This is a genomic window from Kribbella lupini (genome assembly GCF_039529595.1).
In the GTDB taxonomy this organism is placed as follows: domain Bacteria; phylum Actinomycetota; class Actinomycetes; order Propionibacteriales; family Kribbellaceae; genus Kribbella; species Kribbella lupini.
In genome coordinates, this window is the sequence record NZ_BAAANC010000002.1 from 1115521 (window position 1) to 1135301 (window position 19781).

General features: G+C 70.1%; 19 protein-coding genes. 11 read left to right on the forward strand and 8 right to left on the reverse strand.

Annotated elements, in window-relative coordinates; translation table 11 throughout:
• Positions 1 to 165 precede the first annotated feature (165 nt).
• From ABD235_RS18520 to ABD235_RS18530, 3 genes are all read left to right on the forward strand, one after another.
• Positions 166 to 1032, forward strand: a complete 867-nt coding sequence (locus tag ABD235_RS18520) for a hypothetical protein (RefSeq protein ID WP_344175562.1) — start codon at positions 166 to 168, stop codon at positions 1030 to 1032.
• A gap of 140 nt (positions 1033 to 1172) precedes the next feature.
• Positions 1173 to 2180, forward strand: a complete 1008-nt coding sequence (locus ABD235_RS18525; RefSeq protein ID WP_344175564.1) for a hypothetical protein — start codon at positions 1173 to 1175, stop codon at positions 2178 to 2180.
• A 7-nt stretch (positions 2181 to 2187) separates the two neighbouring features.
• Positions 2188 to 3171 (forward strand): hypothetical protein, encoded by a 984-nt coding sequence (locus ABD235_RS18530; RefSeq protein ID WP_344175566.1) that lies wholly within the window; start codon positions 2188 to 2190, stop codon positions 3169 to 3171.
• A 66-nt stretch (positions 3172 to 3237) separates the two neighbouring features.
• On the opposite strand, the gene ABD235_RS18535 is transcribed toward ABD235_RS18530, so the two are convergent.
• The 4 genes from ABD235_RS18535 to ABD235_RS18550 form a co-directional block, all read right to left on the reverse strand.
• Positions 3238 to 3639 carry a type II toxin-antitoxin system VapC family toxin gene (locus tag ABD235_RS18535; RefSeq protein WP_344175568.1) on the reverse strand — a complete coding sequence of 134 codons (402 nt, stop codon included), beginning with the start codon at positions 3637 to 3639 and terminating at the stop codon, positions 3238 to 3240.
• Positions 3639 to 3911 carry a type II toxin-antitoxin system Phd/YefM family antitoxin gene (locus ABD235_RS18540; RefSeq protein ID WP_344175570.1) on the reverse strand — a complete coding sequence of 91 codons (273 nt, stop codon included), beginning with the start codon at positions 3909 to 3911 and terminating at the stop codon, positions 3639 to 3641. The genes ABD235_RS18535 and ABD235_RS18540 overlap by 1 nt, the downstream gene beginning before the upstream one ends.
• Positions 3912 to 4016: 105 nt before the next feature.
• Complete coding sequence (locus ABD235_RS18545; RefSeq protein WP_344175572.1) at positions 4017 to 4784, reverse strand: SDR family NAD(P)-dependent oxidoreductase; 768 nt, start codon at positions 4782 to 4784, stop codon at positions 4017 to 4019.
• Positions 4781 to 5932, reverse strand: coding sequence for an acyl-CoA dehydrogenase family protein (locus ABD235_RS18550; protein ID WP_344175574.1), 1152 nt, complete (start codon positions 5930 to 5932; stop codon positions 4781 to 4783). The genes ABD235_RS18545 and ABD235_RS18550 overlap by 4 nt, the downstream gene beginning before the upstream one ends.
• A gap of 86 nt (positions 5933 to 6018) precedes the next feature.
• On the opposite strand from ABD235_RS18550, the gene ABD235_RS18555 reads away from it, so the two are divergent.
• The 4 genes from ABD235_RS18555 (at position 6019) to ABD235_RS18570 (ending at position 10545) form a co-directional block, all read left to right on the forward strand.
• Positions 6019 to 6603 carry a TetR/AcrR family transcriptional regulator gene (locus tag ABD235_RS18555; RefSeq protein ID WP_012918703.1) on the forward strand — a complete coding sequence of 195 codons (585 nt, stop codon included), beginning with the start codon at positions 6019 to 6021 and terminating at the stop codon, positions 6601 to 6603.
• 31 nt (positions 6604 to 6634) lie between these two features.
• Entirely contained in the window at positions 6635 to 8266 is a 1632-nt protein-coding gene (locus tag ABD235_RS18560) for a DUF7800 domain-containing protein (protein WP_344175577.1), read from the forward strand.
• Between the two features lie 152 nt (positions 8267 to 8418).
• On the forward strand, positions 8419 to 9294 hold the full coding sequence (locus ABD235_RS18565; RefSeq protein ID WP_344175580.1) for a S1 family peptidase: 876 nt from the start codon (positions 8419 to 8421) through the stop codon (positions 9292 to 9294).
• A 282-nt stretch (positions 9295 to 9576) separates the two neighbouring features.
• Entirely contained in the window at positions 9577 to 10545 is a 969-nt protein-coding gene (locus tag ABD235_RS18570; RefSeq protein WP_344175582.1) for a type IV toxin-antitoxin system AbiEi family antitoxin domain-containing protein, read from the forward strand.
• Positions 10546 to 10550: 5 nt separating this feature from the next.
• Here the strand turns inward: ABD235_RS18570 and ABD235_RS18575 are convergent, their stop codons facing one another.
• Genes ABD235_RS18575 through cysS form a run of 3 tightly spaced genes read right to left on the reverse strand, consistent with a single transcriptional unit; the run spans position 10551 to position 13287 of the window.
• Positions 10551 to 10880 (reverse strand): hypothetical protein, encoded by a 330-nt coding sequence (locus ABD235_RS18575; protein WP_344175584.1) that lies wholly within the window; start codon positions 10878 to 10880, stop codon positions 10551 to 10553.
• An 8-nt stretch (positions 10881 to 10888) separates the two neighbouring features.
• Positions 10889 to 11851, reverse strand: coding sequence for a 23S rRNA (guanosine(2251)-2'-O)-methyltransferase RlmB (rlmB, locus tag ABD235_RS18580; RefSeq protein WP_344175586.1), 963 nt, complete (start codon positions 11849 to 11851; stop codon positions 10889 to 10891).
• A 2-nt stretch (positions 11852 to 11853) separates the two neighbouring features.
• Entirely contained in the window at positions 11854 to 13287 is a 1434-nt protein-coding gene (gene cysS, locus ABD235_RS18585; protein WP_344175588.1) for a cysteine--tRNA ligase, read from the reverse strand.
• A gap of 94 nt (positions 13288 to 13381) precedes the next feature.
• On the opposite strand from cysS, the gene ABD235_RS18590 reads away from it, so the two are divergent.
• From ABD235_RS18590 to ABD235_RS18600, 3 genes are read left to right on the forward strand one after another with little or no spacing between them, the layout of a single operon-like run.
• Positions 13382 to 14506: a neutral zinc metallopeptidase gene (locus ABD235_RS18590; protein WP_344175591.1), complete on the forward strand. Its 1125-nt coding sequence runs from the start codon at positions 13382 to 13384 to the stop codon at positions 14504 to 14506.
• 33 nt (positions 14507 to 14539) lie between these two features.
• On the forward strand, positions 14540 to 15097 hold the full coding sequence (locus tag ABD235_RS18595; protein WP_344175593.1) for a GNAT family N-acetyltransferase: 558 nt from the start codon (positions 14540 to 14542) through the stop codon (positions 15095 to 15097).
• A gap of 57 nt (positions 15098 to 15154) precedes the next feature.
• A complete protein-coding gene (locus ABD235_RS18600; protein WP_344175596.1) occupies positions 15155 to 16447 on the forward strand; it encodes a peptidase C39 family protein in 1293 nt (430 codons plus the stop codon).
• Position 16448: 1 nt separating this feature from the next.
• Here the strand turns inward: ABD235_RS18600 and ABD235_RS18605 are convergent, their stop codons facing one another.
• Positions 16449 to 18128: a DUF2207 family protein gene (locus ABD235_RS18605; RefSeq protein ID WP_344175598.1), complete on the reverse strand. Its 1680-nt coding sequence runs from the start codon at positions 18126 to 18128 to the stop codon at positions 16449 to 16451.
• 230 nt (positions 18129 to 18358) lie between these two features.
• Here ABD235_RS18605 and ABD235_RS18610 point away from each other — a divergent pair, with 230 nt between their 5' ends.
• Positions 18359 to 19693, forward strand: a complete 1335-nt coding sequence (locus tag ABD235_RS18610; protein ID WP_344175600.1) for a neutral zinc metallopeptidase — start codon at positions 18359 to 18361, stop codon at positions 19691 to 19693.
• The last annotated feature ends 88 nt before the right edge of the window (positions 19694 to 19781 follow it).

Genomic DNA, 19781 nt, shown 5'->3' on the forward strand with positions numbered 1-19781 from the left:
GGGGGTGACGCCGGGGCCCGGGCCGGAGTGGGTGGCGACGTTGGCGCAGGTGGGAGGGCGGGTGGCGACCTGGGTTCGGGTGGGGACTCCGGTGCGGGTTCGCGCGGGAGCCTGGGTTCGGGTGGAGGTGGGGATTCGGGTTCGCGTGCTGACGTGAAGGCGTCGATGACGCCTCCGGTCGGCACACCGGCGGCGCCGGGGTGGCGGTGGGAGTCGTACGGCACGGTGAAGGTGCAGGTCCCCGACAGCTGGGCGGACGTCACGTACTCGGGTACCTGGTCCTGCGGTGAGCAGTTCTGGCCTGATGGCATCAGCAGGGCGCCTCGGGTCGGGCGGCCATGGCGTGGGCCGGTGCAGGCGGTCGGCTGTCAGCCGGTCCCGGCGTTGGCCGAGCGGGTACCTCATCTGTGGTTCGACGACTCCGACGCCAAGCCCGGGATCACGCGGTTCGACCATGGGTGGGCCACGGAGGTCCGGGTCGTCGCCGGTGTGCCGTTGGCGGTGTTCAGCAACGACGCCACGCTGCGGCGGCGGATCCTGGACTCGGCGGAGCGGATGGGCAGCACGGATCCGAACGGGTGCAGCGTCGCGCGTCCCGCCGTACTGGGTGACGGGCAACGTCCCACGGGACCTGGGCTGGCCGCGATCGGCGCGGTGAAGTCGATCCGGGTGTGCGTCTACAGCTATCAGCTGCCGGGTAACCCCAGCGTGTTCCAGGCAGGCCTCCAGATCTCCGGCGACACCGCGCGGCAGCTGGGTGACGCGTTGCGCGCTTCCCCGGCCGGCGTCGGGCCGGTCATGCGCTCCTCCAACTGCGAGCAAGCGCGGAGCCGGGACGACCTGCTGCTGACGGTGGCCGGCGAGAACGGCGAACAGGTCGTCGTCGTCCGGTACGCCACTTGCCGCTCGAACGGCACCGACGACGGCACCACGCTGCGGCGGCTCACCACGGACACGCTGGTGCCGCTGAGCAAGGTCCTGTACGCCGAGTTGCCGGTGCTGCCGATCCTCCACGACCTGGCCGGACGATGATCGGGCGTCGGTTGGGTGCGGTCCTGCTGACGGGAGCTGCGATCGGAGTAGTGGCCGTCGGGGCGAACGCGTTGACCAGCCGGGCTGAATCCGCCGGCACGGAGTCTGCTCCGACCGGCGCGCCCACGGTTCCGCCGTCTGTGGTCGTCCCCTCCGGCGGTACGCCCGGCGGCCCAGCCGCGGTCCTGCCTTCTGCGGTCCTCCCCTCCGGCCGGACGCCCGGCGGCTCAGCGGCGGTCCTGCCGGTCGGTGGCTGGGCGACTCCAGCCAAGCCGGGGTGGCGGTGGGAGTCGTACGCGGACGTGCAACTGCAGGTGCCGGACAGCTGGGCGCAGTCGCTGTGGCCCGGGCCGCCGGACTGCACGGAGGACGATTGGGTGCCTGAGGCAACTGTTTTCCGTCCGGGTGGGATGCAGGGCATGGCGCTCAAGCTGTGCCCGACTCCGAAGCCCGCTCGGCAGGTCGCGCCGTCCGTCGTCTTCGGCGGCGAGCGGCCGGGCGTCGTACAGCTGGCCGGCGGCTGGGTCCGTGAGACCCGGAAGATCGGCGACCACCTGATCACCGTGACCGCCGGCGACGACGTACTGCGTCGGCAGATCTTCGCATCAGCCGCCGTCGTTGAGACGGTCGACAGCTACGGCTGTGCTCCCCAGGCCGACCGGTGGGTCGTGCGTCCACCTGCTCAGGGCGGACTCAAGTCGGTCGGTGAGGTCACTGGGGTCAGCGTCTGCCGGTACTCGGTCCAAGGCCTGCCGATCACTCCGGCCGGCCACCCAGAGGACATCCGCTACGCCCGCCTCCAAGCCAGCTCCCGCCTGACCGGCGCCGCCGACCACTTGGTCCGCGACCTCCTCGCTGCTCCACCCGGCGTCGGCCCGACGTTCTCCGACTCCCGGCAGTGCACGCCCGAGCCCAGCCCTGACCCCGGACGCGACTTCCTCATCCTCCGCGTCCAAGGCACCGACCATGCGCAGGACGTTCTCTACCGCTACGACAGCTGCCACCACAACGGCACCGACGACGGCTCGACCCTGCGCCAACTCACCGCCGACACCGCCCGCCAACTCTTCATCGGCGTCCATCAGCTCCACGAGTCGTACCCAGCCCTCGACCTGTTGCTGATCGGCACCCCACCACCCGTGCGATGATCCAGAGATGACCGGCTGGCGCTGGGAGTCGTACCGATCCGTCGAGGTTCAGGTCCCCGACGACTGGCGCTACGGCACGACCAACAGCCCACCCTGCCTGGTCAAGGAGCTCCGACCTCCGTACGTCGGCCGCCCGGGCGCCGTGCGCGGCATCGGCTGTCGCGATCCACTGCCGCCGCTGCCGTTCCGGGCGTCGTACCTGTGGTTCGACGCGGACCGCAGGCAACGCGGCCGGCCGATCCCCGACATGCCGGGCTTCGCCGGACCTCGGGAACCAGGAGTTCAACCCGAAGACCACGGCTGGACCGAGGAGACACGAGTCGTCGACGGGGTCTACCTCACCGTCCTGAGCGACGACAACGCCTTACGCCAAAGGATTCTGGACTCCGCCCGAGTCATCGACGGCACCGACGCGTACGGCTGCCCGCCGGACCATCCACTCGCCGCCCCGCCCGATCACCATCCGATCGCCAACTCCCCGGCCGACGCGCGCCGCCACCAACCCGTACTCCGCCCGACGGACTCCGGCGGCCTGGCCTCGCTCGGTCCCGTCGACTCGATCATCGTGTGCCGGTACGCCATCAGCAGGAGCCGGCTCGGCTCGGACCCCGCCGACGGTGTTTTCCCGAGGACGGTCCCGCACCGACGAGCCGCGCTGATCGCCAGCTCGCTCATTCGCGGTCCAGCCGCAGCCGCTCTGGCCGAAGCCATCGTCGACGCCCCCGAAGGCTTCGGCCCCGAGGACCTCGGTTGCATCGACATCCTCGGCCTGGAACTGATCGTCCTCAAGGCCCGCGCCGGCGACCGCGAGCAGGAAGTCCTGGTCCGCTACGCCGGCTGCCACTTCAACGGCACCGACGACGGCACCACCCGCCGCCGCCTGACCACCGCGGTGGTGCAGCCCTTGCTCATCGGCCCCCACCAGCAGACGTCGTACAACGGCGGTCTGTACGAGTTGGTCCACGGCCGACCACCGATCCACAAGCCCTGAGCCCAACCAGCGCGAAGAATCGGCCCGGTCGCAGGCGACCCCGGCGGAAGGGTTGTCTGCGGTGGTTCAGTTCTCGCCTGGGGAACTGGTGGAAAGGCCCAGGGCTTTGGCTGCTGCGAGGAGGCGGTGGTCGTAGGTGATGAAGGCGGTCAGGTCGTCGCCGAGGACGGCGTCGGCGGTGGCGAGGTGGATTGCGTCCAGGGTGCGGATCAGGCCGTCGGAGTAGGCCGCGGCCGTGGTTCTGACCAGGTCGTCGATCTCGTACAGCGCGATGCGTGCGAGGACCGCCGGGACGGCGGCAAGGAGGTCCGGCTCGGTACGGCGGAGAGCGCGGGGTAGCTCGACCTCGGCCAGGGCCGAGGACACCAGTAGGCGGTCGCTGTGGGCGTTCAGCCAGTCGACCAAGGCGTCCGAGGCGACCTCGCGGCGTACCAGCTTCACCAGGGCCGCGGTGTCGAGGTAGATCATCAGTGGCGTTCCTCGTCGCGCAGGTCCTCGAGCAACTCGCCGGACTGCTGAGTCGTTCGTACGTCGCCCTTGGGGTGCGGCAGTGGGCCGCCGGCCCGGGGTGGTCGCAGGTTGCCGGTGGCCAGCAGACGACCGATGGGTGACGGCTCGGCCGGTATCAGTCGAGCGACCACCACGCCCCGCTCGGTGATGTCGACCTCCTCGCCGCGCTTCACCCGCGCGAGCACCTTGGCCGTCTCCTGGTTCAGCTCTCTGATCGGCACCTCAGCCATGGACAGATTGTAGTACATCTTTGTCTGACACCGCCTTCCCGAGTTGTTGTCGCCAGGGAAGGTACGAGGTTTCGAGGCTGCGGACGGAGTTGTCCACAGACCAATTCAGCGCGGCGGCATCCGCAACGCGCCGTCCAGGCGGATGACCTCGCCGTTGAGGAGTTGGTTGTCGAGGATGTGGGCGACCAGCGCGGCGTACTCGTCGGGGCGGCCGAGGCGGGACGGGTGGGGGACCTGCTGCTCGAGGACGGTGCGGGTCTCTTCGGGGAGGCCGGCGAGCATGGGGGTTTCCATCGTGCCGGGGGCGATGGTGACGACGCGGATGGCCTTGTCGGCGAGGTCGCGGGCGGCGGTGAGGGTGAGGCTGACGATGCCGCCCTTGCTGGCGGCGTACGCGGCCTGGCCGATCTGGCCGTCGTACGCGGCGATGGAGGCGGTCATGACGAAGACGCCGCGGTCACCATCGGCCGTGGGTTCCACCGAAAGCATGCGCTCGGCGGCCAGACGCAGGACGTTGAAGGTGCCGATCAGGTTGACCTCGACGACCTGGCGGAAGGTTGCCAGCGGCAACGGACCTTTGCGGCCGACGACGCGGCCGGGGGTGGCGATCCCGGCGCAGGTCACGACGACGCGAAGGGCGCCGAGAGCAGCGGCCGCGTCCAGGGCGGAGACGACCGCGGCCTCGTCGGTGACGTCGGTGGGGGCGAACACGACGCGCTCCCCCAGTTCCTCGGCGATCGCCTTGCCGGCGGACGACGGCAGGTCGCAGATCACGACGCCGACGCCGGCCGCGGCCAGCCGTCGTACGGTCGCCTCCCCGAGGCCGGAGCCTCCGCCGGTGACCAGGGCAACGTCGGACGGGCCAAGCTTCATCGAACACTCCTGAGCAGGTCGCGGCTGATCACCAGGCGCTGGATCTGGTTGGTTCCTTCGAAGATCTGCGTCACCTTGGCCTCGCGCATGTAGCGCTCGGCCGGGAAGTCGCGGGTGTAACCGTAGCCACCGAGCACCTGGACGGCGTCGGTGGTCACCTTCATCGCGGCATCGGTGCAGATCAGCTTGGCGATCGCCGCCTGCTGGGTGAACGGCCGGCCGAGGTCGCGCCGCCGCGCCGCCGTCAGGTACGTCGACCGGGCGGACTCGACCGCGGCCGCCATGTCCGCGAGCAGGAACTGCAGCCCCTGGAAGTCCGCGATCGCCGAGCCGAACTGCTTGCGCCCCAGCGCGTACGACGCGGCGCAGTCCAGCGCCGCCTGCGCCAGCCCGACCGCGCAGGCCGCGATCCCGAGCCGGCCGGAGTCGAGCGCGGACAGCGCGATCCGCATCCCGTCACCCTCGGCGCCGATCAGGTGGTCGGCCGGGATCCGGACGTGGTCGTAGTTCACCAGCGTCGTGGTGGATCCGGTCAGGCCCATCTTCCGCTCGGGCGCCCCGAAGCTGAGCCCGGCGGACGACGCCGGGACGTGGAAGGCCGAGATCCCGTGCTTGGGGTCGGCCGACGTCCGGGCGAAGGTCGTGTAGAAGTCGGCGTGCGAGCCGTGCGTGATCCAGGACTTCGTCCCGGTCAGCACGTACGAGTCACCGTCGCGGACGGCCTTGGTGGTCATCCCGCTGATGTCCGACCCGGCCTGCGGCTCCGACAGCGCGTACGCGCCGAGCAGCTCGCCGCCGATCATGTCCGGCAGGAATTGCGCGCGCTGCTCCTCGGTCCCGAGCGTGGCCACGGCGTAGCTGGTCATCGTGTGCACCGAGAGCCCGACGCCGACCGACATCCAAGCGGCGGCGATCTCCTCGAGCATCTGCAGGTAGACCTCGTACGGCTGCTCGGCGCCGCCGTACTGCTCCGGATAGGGCAACCCCAGCAGCCCGGCCTTGCCCAGCGTCCGGAACGCGTCGCGCGGGAAGGTCTCGGACTCCTCCGCCTGGGCCGCGTACGGCGCCAGCTCGTGCTCGCACAGGTCCCGGACCAGGTCCAGCAGGTCGGTGGACTCCTCGGTCGGCAGCAACCGGTCGACAGCCATCAGGCACCCCTCTCCACGGCTCCCTCGAACGATACTCTCATTGATACTGTCGACCCAACTCCAGTATCGTTCTATGCTGTCTCGATATGACAACAGTCGTCCCGGGACGCCGCACGCGCAGGCAGTCCGAGCTGCTCGACCGGCTCCTGTCCCTGTTTCTCACGCAGGGCTTCAGCCGGTTCACCCTGGACGACCTCGCCGCCGAGCTGCGCTGCAGCAAAACCACCCTGTACGCGCTCGCGCCGAGCAAGGAGCAGCTCGCCGTCGAGGTGGTCAAGCACTACTTCAAGAACGCCACCGCCCAGGTCGAGGCGACGGTCGCCCGGCAGACCCGGCACGACCGCCGGATCGCCGCGTACCTGAACGCCGTCGCCGACGCGCTGCGCCCGGCCAGCCGGACCTTCCTGGACGACGTCTCGACGTTCGCGCCGGCCCGCTCGGTCTACGAGCGCAACACCCGGATCGCCGCCGACCGGGTCCGGACGCTGATCGAGGACGGCATCGCCAGCAAGACTTTCCGGCAGGTCGACATCGGCTTCGCCGCCGAGATGGTCGCGCACACCATGCAGGCGATCCAGCGCGGCGACATCGCCCGCCGGACCGGCCTCAACGACGCCGAGGCCTACCGCGAGCTCGCCTCGTTCGTCCTGCACTCGCTGCGCGTCGACTGACCGACTTGCACCCCGGGAGTAGCTTTTCCGGATGCAGCTGAAGTTGGGTCCGCTCCTGCGGTACGTCGACCAGACGCGGGCGACCGTGTGGGTGGAGACCACCGGGCCGGGTGAGGTCGAGATCCTCGGTCACCGGGCGAGCACGTGGTCGGTGCACGGGCACCACTACGCGCTGGTCCTGATCGAGGGCCTGCAGCCGGGCGTCAGTACGCCGTACGAGGTGCACTGCGACGGCGAGGTGGCCTGGCCTCTCGAAGACTCGCCGTACGGGCCGAGCGTGATCCGGACGCCGGACGCGGACGGCGGCTTGCGGCTGACGTTCGGGTCGTGCCGGCGGTCGGCGCCGTTCGACGAGCAGGGGTTCAAGGACTTCGGGCCGGACGCCCTGATCGCGCTGGCCGAGCGGATGGCCGGCACCGACCACGAGCGGCCGGACGCGATCCTGCTGCTGGGCGACCAGGTGTACGCCGACGACCCGTCGGACGCCGTACTGGAGCAGCTGCGCGAGGCGCACGGCGGGCGGCCCGGCTCGGAGGTGCAGGACGAGATCGGCAACTTCGAGGAGTACACCTGGCTGTACGACGACGCGTGGACCCACCCCGCGGTGCGCTGGCTGTTCTCGACCGTGCCGCTGTGCATGCTGCTCGACGACCACGACCTGCGCGACGACTGGAACACGTCGCTGACCTGGCGGCGGTGGGTGACCCAGCAGCCGTGGTGGCACGACCGCGTGGTGGGCGCCTACGCGTCGTACTGGGTCTACCAGCACCTGGGCAACCTGTCGCCGGAGCAGCTGGCCGAGGACTCGACGTACCGGGCGATGCAGACGCTGGGCGACGACGACGAGCGGACGGCGTACCTGGACGCGTTCGCCTGGGAGGCGGACGAGGACCCGGCGTCGACGCGCTGGAGCTTCTACCGCGACTTCGGCCGGGGAGTGCGGCTGGTCGCGGTCGACTCGCGCTGCTCGCGGCACCTGCAGCCGAGCGAGCGGGCGATGGTCGACGCGCACGAGTGGGAGTGGGTCCGGCGGCACACCATCGAGGCCACGACGCCGATCAACCACCTGCTGCTCGCGTCGACGCTGCCGTTCCTGCTGGCGCCGGGGCTGCACCACTTGGAGGGCTGGGACGAGGCGATCTCGTCGGGCGCCTGGGGGAAGCGCGGCTCTCGGGTCGGTGAGCGGATCCGGCAGGGGATGGATCTGGAGCACTGGGCGTCGTTCCGGAAGTCGTTCGACGACGTGACCGACCTACTGTCGGAGCTGGTGACCTCCGAGGACCCGCCGGCCTCGATCCTGATGCTGTCCGGCGACGTGCACTGCAGCTACGTCGCCGAGGCGCGGCTGAACGCCGTCGAGCACCCGGGGACCGCGATCCGGCAGCTGACGATGTCCCCGTTCCGGAACCCGATCCCGGGGCACGTCCGGCTGGCCAACAAGCTGCTCGGCACCCGGTGGATGACGACGCTGCTGCACAAGCTGGCGCGGTCGGCGGGGGTGCGCGACGTCGCCGCGAGCTGGCGTACGGCGTACGGGCCGTGGTTCGACAACGGGGTGATGAGCGTGAAGCTGGACGGCGAGCAGTGGGCCGTGGACGTCGACCACGCGGCGCTCGGGCAGGACCGGCAGCTGCTGCGGAGGACCTTGAGCTATCCGAGCTGACCTCTTACCTCACGTTGAGCGGTTTCGCGTGAAGGGAAACCCTTACTCTCCGAGTTCACCCGGGTACTTTGTGACAGTTTCCGGTAGAACAGATCACGGTTGAGTCAAGGACGTTCCCGCCCCGGGCGTCCTCATCGTGAGGAGGCACAACCATGCGTATCCGCCGTACCGTGGCCCTGCTGGCAGCCGCCGGCCTGGTCGCCACCACCGTTCAGCTCGCCACCGCCTCCGCGGCCCCCGAGGCCTCGATCGCCTCGGCGAGCACCATCACCTCCACCCTGAGCAAGGAGGCGACGATCCCGGGCACCGCCTGGATGACCGACGAGAAGTCGGGCCGGATCATCGTCTCGTACGACGACACCGTGAGCGGCAGCAAGCTCGCCGCGCTCACGAACGTCACCAAGCGCTTCGGCAGCCAGGTCACCCTGGAGAAGCTGCCCGGCGTCCTCAGCAAGCGGCTCAGCGGCGGCGACGCCATCTACACCGGCGGCTACCGCTGCTCGGTGGGCTTCAACGTGCGCAGTGGCAGCACGTACTACTTCCTGACCGCCGGCCACTGCACCAACCTGGGCACCAACTGGTACGCCAACTCGTCGCAGACGACGCTGGTCGGCACCCGGTACGGCACCAGCTTCCCGGGCAACGACTACGGCATCGTCCGCTACTCGACGTCGTACACGAACCACCCCGGCAACGTGAACCTGTACAACGGCTCGTACCAGGACATCACCAGCGCCGCCAACCCGACGGTCGGGCAGTCCGTCCGTCGCAGCGGCAGCACCACCGGTGTCCGCAGCGGTTCGGTCACCGGTCTGAACGCCACGGTGAACTACGCCGAGGGCACGGTCACCGGGCTGATCCGGACGACCGTCTGCGCCGAGGGCGGTGACTCCGGCGGCGCGCTGTTCTCCGGCACCACCGCTCTGGGTCTGACCTCCGGCGGCAGCGGCAACTGCTCCAGCGGCGGCACGACGTACTTCCAGCCGGTCGTCGAGGTCCTCAACCGGTACGGCGTGAGCGTGTACTGACCTTTCGCCCCACTGCGACGCCCTCTGCTTCGGCAGGGGGCGTCGTCGTGTCGTCATCGGCCTGCTGATTCCTGGTTGAAGACGGGACCTTGAACACCAAAGCGGGACCTGGGACGGGTTATTTCTTGTCCGCGGTCCCGCTTTGGTGTTCGAGGTCCCGCTGGGTGACCGGTACGGCGTACAGGCGGGGCGGGCCGGCCAGACGGTCTCCGGATGGCCGGAGTTGTCCACAGGCACCGACCAGCGCAGGTGCGGACGGTGGTTCGGCGGCATGTTGATGGTGTGAACCCGAGACTGACGGTGGTGACGGGCGGGCGCGGCGGATGGTTCTGCCGGGCGGACGCGATGGCGGCGGGGTACAGCGACAGCGAGATCCGGCGGCGGGTGCGGCAGGGCAGGTGGACCCGGTTGTGCCGGGACGCGTACGCCGAGGTCGGCGTCCCCGGGGATGGCGATCTGCCCTGGGAGCGGGCCGAGCGGGTGCACAAGCTGCTGACCCGGGCGATCGTGCATCGGCTGGGCGAAGGGGTTGCGGTCAGCCACCAGTCGGCGGCGATCCAGTTCGGCTTGCCGTCATGGGGCCTGGACCTCGCCCGGGTCCAGGTGACGCGATCGACTGGGCGAGTTCGATCGGATCGTTCGATGCAGACCCACCGTTCGCCGCTGGCGCCGGGCGATGCCCGAACCCTGGACGGCCGCCGGATGACGTCTCCGGCTCGGGCTGTCGTCGAGGTTGCTTGCAGTACGTCGTACCAGGTGGGTGTGGTCGTGGCGGACGCGGCGCTGCGGGCCGGGCTGGTGCAAGCGGACGAGTTGATCGCGACAGCTGACCGGTTCCAGCACTGGACGGGGTCGCCGGCGGCGCGCGCTGCGGTCCGGTTCGCGGACGGGCTGAGCGAATCGGTCGGCGAATCGCGGCTGAGAGTGCTGATGGCCAACCAGGGACTGCCCGCTCCACGCCTCCAGGCCGAGATCCACGCCGGCACCGGAGAACTGGTCGGCCGAGTCGACTTCTTGCTCGAGCCGCGGCTGGTCGTCGAGTTCGACGGCGTGCAGAAGTACGGCGTACAGCCGAGGAGTGCCCTGGTCGCCGAGAAATGGCGGGAGGACCGGCTCCGCGAACTCGGCTACTCCTTCGTCCGAGTCGGCTGGGCCGATCTGAACCATCCCGACCAGGTGGCCCACCGCCTCCGCCGAGCCCTTGACCGGCGTACTTCACCCGGCAGCCTGAACAGCTACGTGGGACCTTGAACAGGTTATTTGGTGTCCGAGGTCCCGGGTTTCTGGTCAAGGTCCCCAGGCCGGAGGCCGTGCCGTGTTGTCGAGCAGCGGAGCTGGCCGGCTTGTGCGTCGTGCCAGACGTAGAAGACGGCCGGCGATTGGTGTCCCTCAGCGGTCAAGCGGCGGCGGAGAGCGTCAGCGCACTGCTCGAAGGCTGTGGTGATCTCCGCGGCGGTGAGGGTCGCCAGCTCCGCCTCTGTCGCGGACAGGAGCCAGGTGTTCTCGCGGTACTCGGCCCGCGGGGCCGCCGGGTCGAGGACGAGTGGCTCGTCCGCGACCTCGGCGATGAACCGCAGCAGACTCACTGGCCGGACTACTGCGCCCGGCGGCGGGAGATTTCGTAGAGGGCTACGCCGGTGGCGATGCCGGCGTTGAGGGACTCGGTGGCGGACGTCATCGGGATGGAGACGATGATGTCGCAGTTCTCGCGGACCAGGCGGGCCAGGCCTTTGCCCTCGGAGCCGACGACCAGGACGATCGGGTCGGTGGCCGACTGGAGGTCGGGGAGCTCGACCTCGCCGCCCATGTCGAGGCCGACGATCAGCAGGCCGGCGTCCTTGTAGGACTTCAGCGCCCGGTTGAGGTTGGTGACCTTGGCGACCGGGATGCGGGCGGCGGCGCCGGCCGAGGTCTTCCAGGCCGAGGCCGACACCTGGGCGGCGCGGCGTTCGGGGACGACGACGCCGTGGGCGCCGAAAGCGGCGGCCGAGCGGGTGATCGCGCCGAGGTTGCGCGGGTCGGTGACGCCGTCCAGCGCGACGATCAGCGGTGCCTGCCCGGCGTCGTACGCGGCGCGGAGCAGGTCGTCGGCGTGGGCGTACTCGTACGGCGGGATCTGGATCGCGAGACCCTGGTGCGCGCCGTTGCTGGTGTGCCGGTCGAGCTCGATCCGCGGGACCTCGAGCAGGGCGATGCCGCGCTCGACGGCCAGCAGCAGCGCCTCGCGCAGCCGCGGGTCCCGTTCGGTGCCTTCGGCAACATAAACCGCACTGGCCGGTACGCCGGCGCGCAGGGCCTCGACGACCGGGTTGCGGCCGTAGACCCACTCGACGGTCGCGCCCTCGTCCTTGCGGGCCGGGCGGCGGCCGGTGGTGCGCTTCTCGGCGCGCTCCTTGGCCTTGGCCCGCTTGTGGGCCGGGTGCTTGGTCCGGTCGACCGCCTTCGGCGTCGGGCCCTTGCCCTCCAGCCCCCGGCGGACCCGGCCACCGGAGCCGGCCGTCGGGTTCCCGCGCGGCTTCTTCCGGATGGCGCCCTTGCGCTGACTACTGCCTGGCACGTCTAGTTTCCTTCACTCGTTGGGCGCGGGGCGATCGTCCAGCGCGACCCCTGCGGGGTGTCCTCGACGATCACGCCGAGCTCCTTCAACCGGTCACGGATGTCGTCCGACGCGGCGTAGTCCTTGCGGGCCCGAGCGGCTTGCCGCTGCTCGAGCAGCGCGCCGACCAGCCCGTCGACGACCTCGGTGAGCTCACCGGAACCACCGGACCGCGAGGCCCACGGCTCGGCCAGCGGGTCGAGCCCGAACACGTCGAGCATCGCCCGGACCGACGCCAGCGTCTCCCGCAGCGCGGGCGAGTCTCCGTCGGCGACCAGCTTGTTGCCGTCCTTGACCGTGGTCCAGAGTACGGCGACCGCAGCCGGCGTACCGAAGTCGTCGTCCAGCGCCGCCCCGAACTCGGCCGGCAGCTCGGTGGCCGGCTCGACGCCACCGGTCACCTCGGTCGCCCGCGTGACGAACCCTTCGATCCGCTGGAACCCGGTCGCGGCCTCCTCCAGCGCGCCGAACGAGAACTCCACGACCGACCGGTAGTGCGACTGCACCAGGTAGTACCGCAGCTCGATCGGGCGGACCCGCTCGACCACGCTGCGGACGACGGCGCCGTTGCCCAGCGACTTCGACATCTTCTCCCCGGCCGCGGTGACCAGGGCGCTGTGCATCCAGGTCCGGGCGAACTTCTGCCCGACCGCCGTCGACTGGGCCAGCTCGTTCTCGTGGTGCGGGAAGCGCAGGTCGAGCCCGCCGCCGTGGATGTCGAACTCGTCGCCGAGGTACTTGCCGGCCATCGCCGAGCACTCCAGGTGCCAGCCCGGGCGGCCGCGGCCCCACGGAGCCGGCCACGAGGCGGTCGTCGGGGTGCCCTCGGTCCAGCCCTTCCACAGCGCGAAGTCCCGCGGGTCGCGCTTGCCGCGCGGGTCCGCGTCGGTGGCCTCTTCCATGTCGTCGATCTTCTGGTGCGACAGGGCGCCGTAGGCCGGCCAGGACTTCACGTCGAAGTACACGTCGCCGGAGCCGTCCGGCGCGACGTACGCGTGCCCGCGCTCGATCAGCTCGCCGATCATCTCCAGCATCTCCGGGATGTGACCGGTCGCGCGCGGCTCGTACGTCGGGGGGCGGCAGCCGAGCACGTCGTAGGCCCAGTGCAGCTCACGCTCGAACTCGTAGGCGTGCGCCCACCACTCGACGCCGCGCTCGGCCGACTTGGCCAGGATCTTGTCGTCGATGTCGGTCACGTTGGCGATCACGGTGACCTCGTACCCCGAGCGCTCCAGCCAGCGCCGCAGGACGTCGAACACGACCTCCTTGTAGATGTGCCCGACGTGCGGGGCACCCTGCACCGTCAGCCCACAGTGGTAGATCCCGACCTTGCCCGGATGGACCGGTACGAAATCCCTCACTGCTGCCGTCGCGGTGTCGTACAAGCGAAGAGTCACCGATCAAGGGTAACGGTCGTCGAGCACCACTCTTGACAAATTCTCCACAGGCGGGAAGGCGGGGGCCCGATACGGTGCTCCCCGAGGAGGAACCTTGTCGAACCAGCAGCCGTACGGCGGCGCGCAGTACCAGCACCCTCAGTACCCCCAGTACCAGCAGTCCCAGTACCCGCCCCGGTTCCAGGGCCCGCCGCAGCAGCAGTTCGGCTGGGGACCTCCCCAGTTCGGCGGTCCGCCGCCCCCGAAGAAGAAGTCCAAGGCCTGGATCCTGATCCCGCTGGGCCTCGGCCTGCTGGTGATCATCGGCCTGTGGACGGTCGGCGTCGTGAACAAGGCCAACCGGCACGACGACTACGCCGACCCGCAGCCGACGTGGACCTACACCCCCGAGCCGCAGCCCACCGAGGACCCGTCGAGCGACCCGACCACCGCGCCGCCGAAGCCCACGGCTCCGCAGCCCACCAGGACGACGCCCCCGCCCCCGCGCAGGCCGACGGACTACGAGGTGGTCAGCCGCGACGCGTTCTACCGGACCGGCGTACAGACCTCGGTCGGCTGCCGGATGCCGTCGGCCAGCGCGCCGAACATCGGTACGGCGAGCAACTTCAACCGGGCGCTCAAGGCCTGTCTGGACCGCGCCTGGCCGCGGCAGGTGCGGACCGGTCGCGACGTGTTCCGTCCGCCGAACCTGGTCACGATGAACGGCAGCGGCACCTCCCCCTGCGGCGGTGGGCCGGCGCGCTCCTTCTACTGCGGCTCGAACCAGACCATCTACATCGACGGGCTGAGCGACGTGCGGAGCTACGCGAAGTACCGCCAGAGCTACAACCGGGTCTACCTCAAGGTGACGATGGCCGACACGATGGCGCACGAGTACGGCCACCACCTCCAGAAGCTGACCGGGATCCTGGACGCCAACCACGACATGCGGTACGAGGCGCCGACCCGGGCCGGCGAGCTGGAGATGACCCGGCGGCTCGAGCTGCAGGCGACGTGCCTGGCCGCGGTGTTCGAGGGGGCCAACCGCAACACCCTGCCGATGACCGGGCAGTACAAGCAGCAGTGGATCTGGCTGTCGAACAACTCCGGCGACGAGTACGACACCGAACGCTCCCACGGCAGCAAGTACGTCCAGCCCTACTGGATGAACCGTGCCTTCAACTCGCGCAACGTTGCCTCCTGCAACACCTTCACCGCGACCCCGGACAAGGTGCGCTGAAAACCGGTTGCGCCCTTATCTAGTGTGGAATCGATGACTGACTACCTGCCGATCACGACCGACCGGCTCACCCTGCGCCGGTACCGCGACTCCGACTACGACGACCTGCTGAAGCTCCAGTCCAACGAGGACGTCGCGCGCTTCCTGCTGTACGACGCGCGGACGCCCGAGCAGGTCAAGGAGGGTTTGGCCGGCCGGCTGGCCGACGTCGCGATGGACACCGACGGCCAGGCGCTCACGCTGGCCGTCGAGCTGACCGAGACCGGGCAGCACCTCGGCGAGGTGACTCTGTTCGTCTACTCGGCCGAGCACAAGGCCGGCGAGATCGGCTACGTCTTCCACCCGGAGTCGGCCGGTCACGGGTACGCGACCGAGGCCGCGAAGGAGTTGCTCCGGCTCGGCTTCGAGCAGTTCGGCTGGCACCGGATGATCGCCCGCCTGGACGCGCGCAACACCGCCTCGGTGAAACTGCTCGAGCGGCTCGGGATGCGGCGCGAGGCGCACTTCGTCCGCAACGAGTTCCTCAAGGGCGAGTGGACCGACGAACTGGTCTACGCGATGCTCACCGAGGAATGGCCGGACAAGAAATAACCTGCGCGACACGTAGAGCGTTACAGATTCACGGCGGGTGCCCTATCGTCGGAGAGTATGACCCCCGCCACTCGCTGTGCGTCCGCCCTGCTGGCCGCCGCACTGGTCGCACCGCTCGCACTCACGCCGTCCCAGGCAGCGCCGGCTCCGCCGCACCGCGACATCGGCTACCACCAGTGGACCACGCCGGTCGACTTCCTGTCCGGGCAGCACCAGGGCACGTCGATGGCCGGCGGCAATCTGGTCTTCCGCCGCCCGACCGGTACGACGTCGTACGTCGATCCGTTCGGTGACGGAACCGCGAAGACCTACGAGCAGGCCAGCTGGGTCTCGCCGGAGGTGCGGCCCGGGTTCGGCCTGACCGAGCTGGTGGCGTCCTGGAACGCGACCACTCCGGCCGGGACCTGGATCGAGGTGTCGATGTCGGGCCGGTCCGACCTGGGTACGAGCACCAAGTGGTACGTGCTCGGACGGTGGACCAGCGGCGACGACACCGCCGCCGGGACGATCCACCGGACCTCGGTGCCGGACCAGGAGGACGCCGTCGGCGACGTCGCGGTCGACACCTTCGTGGCCAACGACGGGCACTCGCTGGACCGCTGGCGGCTCAAGGTGACGCTGTTCCGCCAGGCCGGGAGCCGGCAGGCCCCGGTGGTCCGGTCCGTCGGGGCGATGGCGTCCCGGCTGCCCGACGAGAAGACCGTGCCGGTCAGCCCGGGCGGTGGGGCGTGGGGCAAGGTGCTCGACGTACCGACGTACTCGCAGGAGACGCACATCGGGCACTACCCGCAGTGGGACAACGGCGGTGAGGCCTGGTGCTCGGCGACGTCCACGGCGATGGTGCTCGACTACTGGCGGGCCGGGCCGACCCGCAGTGAGACCAGCTGGGTCGACCCGGCCGACGCTGACCCGCAGGTCGACCACGCGGCCCGGATGGTCTTCGACTACGACTACGACGGGGCCGGCAACTGGCCTTTCAACACCGCGTACGCCGGTACGCGCAAGCTCGACGCCTTCGTCACCCGGCTGCGCTCGCTCACCGAGGCGGAGCAGTTCATCAAGGCCGGCATCCCGCTGGTCGCGTCGCTGTCGTTCGAGAAGAACGAGCTGCCCGGCGCCGGCTACGGGACCAACGGGCACCTGATGGTGATCGTCGGTTTCGACCGCAACGGCAACGTGGTGGTCAACGATCCGGCGTCGCACCTGATCAAGAGCAACGACGAGGTCCGTACGACGTACGACCGCAAGGCCTTCGAGAACGCCTGGGTTCCGCACTCGGGCGGACTGGTCTACGTCATCCACCCGGCCTGGAAGCAGCTGCCCCCGGCCGGTGCCCAGGGCAACTGGTAGATCAGCGAGTGAAGAGGGCCCCGGTCAGGTTGGTGGTCAGGTTCCGCAGCGAGTCGGGCAGGTGCTGCAGGTGCCAGCCGCGGGGTCCCCGGTACCAGGGGAAGCCCTCGTCCTCGTCGTCGTCCACGTCGGTGGCGACGAGGGCGTCGATCCAGCGCTCCGAACCACCCAGCACCACGGCGTAGGGCAGTGCGCGCGAGCACAGCTCGACGTGCTGGTCGCTGGGCAGCTCGCTGACGTCCATCTCCAGCAGCTCGCCGCGGATGGCAGCGACCTGGCCGAGCACCCGTCCGGCGGCCGGAGCCTTGGCGGGCATGTGCCGGCCGATCACCAGCAGGCCGACGCCGACAGCGGTGACGGCGATGCCCAGCAGGCCCCAGGTGCTGAACAGGGCGAGCAGGACGATCAGTACGACGCCCAGCACGGTCAGGCCGAGTCCCATGGTCGTCCACAGCGAACGCGTCCGGTCCGGGCGCTCGGTGAACCAGCCGCGCTTCACCACTCCGTCGTACAGGGCGTCCTGGACCTGGCCGAGGTTCGCCCGGACCTGCTGGCCGAGCTCGGAGACCAGGACGGTGTCGTTGTCGCCGAAGATCGCGCGGACCAGAACGTTCTCGTAGCGCTGCAGCTCCTCCGACGGCGCGTTCGCGACCCGCGTGAGCTGCCAGTCCGGCCGGGCGTACTCGTTGGCGTGCTCGAGCTCGGTGATGGTCAGGTGGCCGCGGACCGCGAGGTCGATGATCGTCGCGGTCACGTCGACCGGGTCGATCCGCTCGTCGATCAGCGTGCCGACCTCACCGGGGCGCAGGTCGGCCGGCGGCGTGAAGTCGATCCGGGTGTCCTGGCCGAGGCTGAACAGCGAGGCCGGTACGACGCGGTTCGGGTCGACCTGGTCGCGGCCGCGGAGCCGGTACAGGGCGAGCAGCGCGCCGGCGCCGAGCAGCAGCACGAGCAGCGCGGTGACCAGCTGGGCGGTGTCGGTGGAGAAGGCCCGCTTGAAGGTCTTGCGGTACTCGACGATCGAGTTCGCGGCGATCTCGCCCGCCGGGAAGCCGACCGTCATCCGGACCGTGTTGCCCGGCGGCAGACCCTGCTGCCGGAACGTCGGCCCGGCGGTCTCGCCGAGCTGCGCCAGCGTGCAGGGGTGGTTGCTGTCGACCGCACCGGCCACGCAGAACACGTGCGAGACCTCGGGCGTGCTGTAGACGATGTTGGCGTCCTGCACCGTGTACGACAGACCGGTCAACGGCGCGAACCGGACCTCCGTGCCGTTCAGCGTGCTCGCCACCGCACCGCGGACGGTGTAGGTGAAGTCGAGCTGCGCGTCGCCACTGACGTCCGCGACCGCGATCGAGGTGATGTCCCCCTCGACGCTCTGCTCGGCCTTCTTGGTCTCACCGCCGGCCTTGACCTGCAGGTCCTCGATCTTCTGCACGTGGTCGACGTCGTCGGCCAGGTGGTCGGTGGTGAGCAGGAACCGGGTGAAGGTCCCGGTGACGTTGCTCAGCTTCCACGTCTCGGAGACCTTGAGCGCACCGTCGCGGTCCACCCGGATCTCACTGTCGTAGTTGGTCACCACCGGGTCGGCGGCAGCGCGCAGGCCGGACGCACCGGCTTGAGCACCGGTCACGACCAGGATTGCGAGAGCGCACAGGGACACCCCGAGCAGACGTAGACGCATCGCCCAATCACACCGTATCGAGAGGGTCAGGAAAGGCCGGCCCCCTGCGTACGACGTGCAGTGGCCGCTGGCACGGGCACCTTACCGTGACTCGTGCCTGACGCAACGATTCCGTCAGGTGGACCGGGAGGGGCTCGAAGCGGGCTGAGCCCGGACTCGGATAGCGTCTGGCGGTGCGGCTGCGCCCCGAGCCGCGCAGGTGACCGCCGCCGGGGCAGTGGAGAGTGCGCGTGTCCGACAACCAGTGGGGACCTCCTGGTCAGTACCCGCAGCAACCGCCCCAGCAGGGCCCGTACCAACCGCCGGGACCGCCGCAGGGTCCGCCACCCCAGTACGGGCCACCGCAGTACGGCGGGCAGCCGCCGTACGGAGGTCAGCCGCCGTACGGGGGTCAGCCCGGCTACCCCGGCCCCGGGCAGGTGCCGCCGCCAGGACCGCTGGCCCCGCAGCCCTGGCAGACGCCGCACTACACCGCGCGCACCCCGATGCAGCAACTGCCGCACGGGATCGGCTGGGGCGCTCCGCAAGGCCCGGGCGGTCCGCACGGACCGCGTGGGCCGCGGAAGAAGAGCAAGGCGATCTGGTTCGTCGCACCGCTGATCGTCGTCGGCGTCGCGTTCCTCGGACTGCGCATCGTCAGCTACACGCTCAAGCACAACGGGCCGGACGACTACTCGAGCCCGACCGTCCCGGTCTCGACGTACTCGCCGAGCCCGTCCACCGATCCCTCCGGCAGCCCGACGACCGAGCCGACCGCCGTACCGACCGCTCCGCGAACCACCGAGCCGACGGTGACCAAGCCGACCGCGCCGCGGACCACCACGACGACACCGCCGGTCCGCCGCGGCCCGACCGACTACGAGGTCGTCAGCCGCAACCGGATCTACGCGACCGGCGCGATGCCCGGCACCGGGTGCAAGGAGAGCGGCGCCCGGCCGTCGAACACCGCCGGCGCCAACGCCAACTACGCCCACCTGAAGGTCTGCCTGGCGCGCGCGTGGGCGGCGCAGGTCCGCAGGTCCGGTGCCACGTTCCGCCAGCCGACCGTGCTCAGCTTCACCGGGACGGTCCAGTCGCCGTGCGGCGGCACGATGAGCGACACCGGTCCGCCGTTCTACTGCAGCGTCAACGAGACCATCTACATGAACCTGCGCGAGGACATCGGCAACTACGGCCGGTACGACAGGGTCTGGGCGCGGATGTGGATGCTGCACCAGTTCGCGCACGAGTACGGCCACCACATCCAGCACCTGACCGGCATCCTCGAGGCCCGCAACAACCTGCGGTACGAGGCGGAGACCCGGTCGGAGGAGCTGGAGCTCACCCGGCGGGTGGAGCTGCAGGCCTCCTGCTTCAGCGACGTGTTCATCGGCGCCAACCGGCGGACCTACCCGATCACCGGGCGGTCGCTGTCGCAGTGGCGGTTCCTGATCGTCAACGTCACCGACAACAACAACGACCACGGTGACGCGCCGAACCACCAGTACTGGGCGCTGCGCGGCTACAACAGCCGGAACCCGGGCGCCTGCAACACCTTCACGGCCCCGTCGGCACGCGTGCGGTAGCGGGTGAGGGGGGTCGTCCCTGATGATGACCGCAGCAATGTGCTGACGTGGGCGGGTGCGGATGGATAGCCTGGCCGTCCGGATCACG

Bases quoted from the DNA above. Each gene is read 5' to 3' on its own strand.
- ABD235_RS18520 (WP_344175562.1), top strand. From the start codon at position 166: ATGACGCCTCCGGTCGGCACACCGGCGGCGCCGGGGTGGCGGTGGGAG.
- ABD235_RS18530 (WP_344175566.1), top strand. From the start codon at position 2,188: ATGACCGGCTGGCGCTGGGAGTCGTACCGATCCGTCGAGGTTCAGGTC.
- ABD235_RS18535 (WP_344175568.1), bottom strand. From the start codon at position 3,639: ATGATCTACCTCGACACCGCGGCCCTGGTGAAGCTGGTACGCCGCGAG.
- ABD235_RS18540 (WP_344175570.1), bottom strand. From the start codon at position 3,911: ATGGCTGAGGTGCCGATCAGAGAGCTGAACCAGGAGACGGCCAAGGTG.
- ABD235_RS18545 (WP_344175572.1), bottom strand. From the start codon at position 4,784: ATGAAGCTTGGCCCGTCCGACGTTGCCCTGGTCACCGGCGGAGGCTCC.
- ABD235_RS18550 (WP_344175574.1), bottom strand. From the start codon at position 5,932: ATGGCTGTCGACCGGTTGCTGCCGACCGAGGAGTCCACCGACCTGCTG.
- ABD235_RS18555 (WP_012918703.1), top strand. From the start codon at position 6,019: ATGACAACAGTCGTCCCGGGACGCCGCACGCGCAGGCAGTCCGAGCTG.
- ABD235_RS18560 (WP_344175577.1), top strand. From the start codon at position 6,635: ATGCAGCTGAAGTTGGGTCCGCTCCTGCGGTACGTCGACCAGACGCGG.
- ABD235_RS18565 (WP_344175580.1), top strand. From the start codon at position 8,419: ATGCGTATCCGCCGTACCGTGGCCCTGCTGGCAGCCGCCGGCCTGGTC.
- ABD235_RS18595 (WP_344175593.1), top strand. From the start codon at position 14,540: ATGACTGACTACCTGCCGATCACGACCGACCGGCTCACCCTGCGCCGG.
- ABD235_RS18600 (WP_344175596.1), top strand. From the start codon at position 15,155: ATGACCCCCGCCACTCGCTGTGCGTCCGCCCTGCTGGCCGCCGCACTG.
- ABD235_RS18605 (WP_344175598.1), bottom strand. From the start codon at position 18,128: ATGCGTCTACGTCTGCTCGGGGTGTCCCTGTGCGCTCTCGCAATCCTG.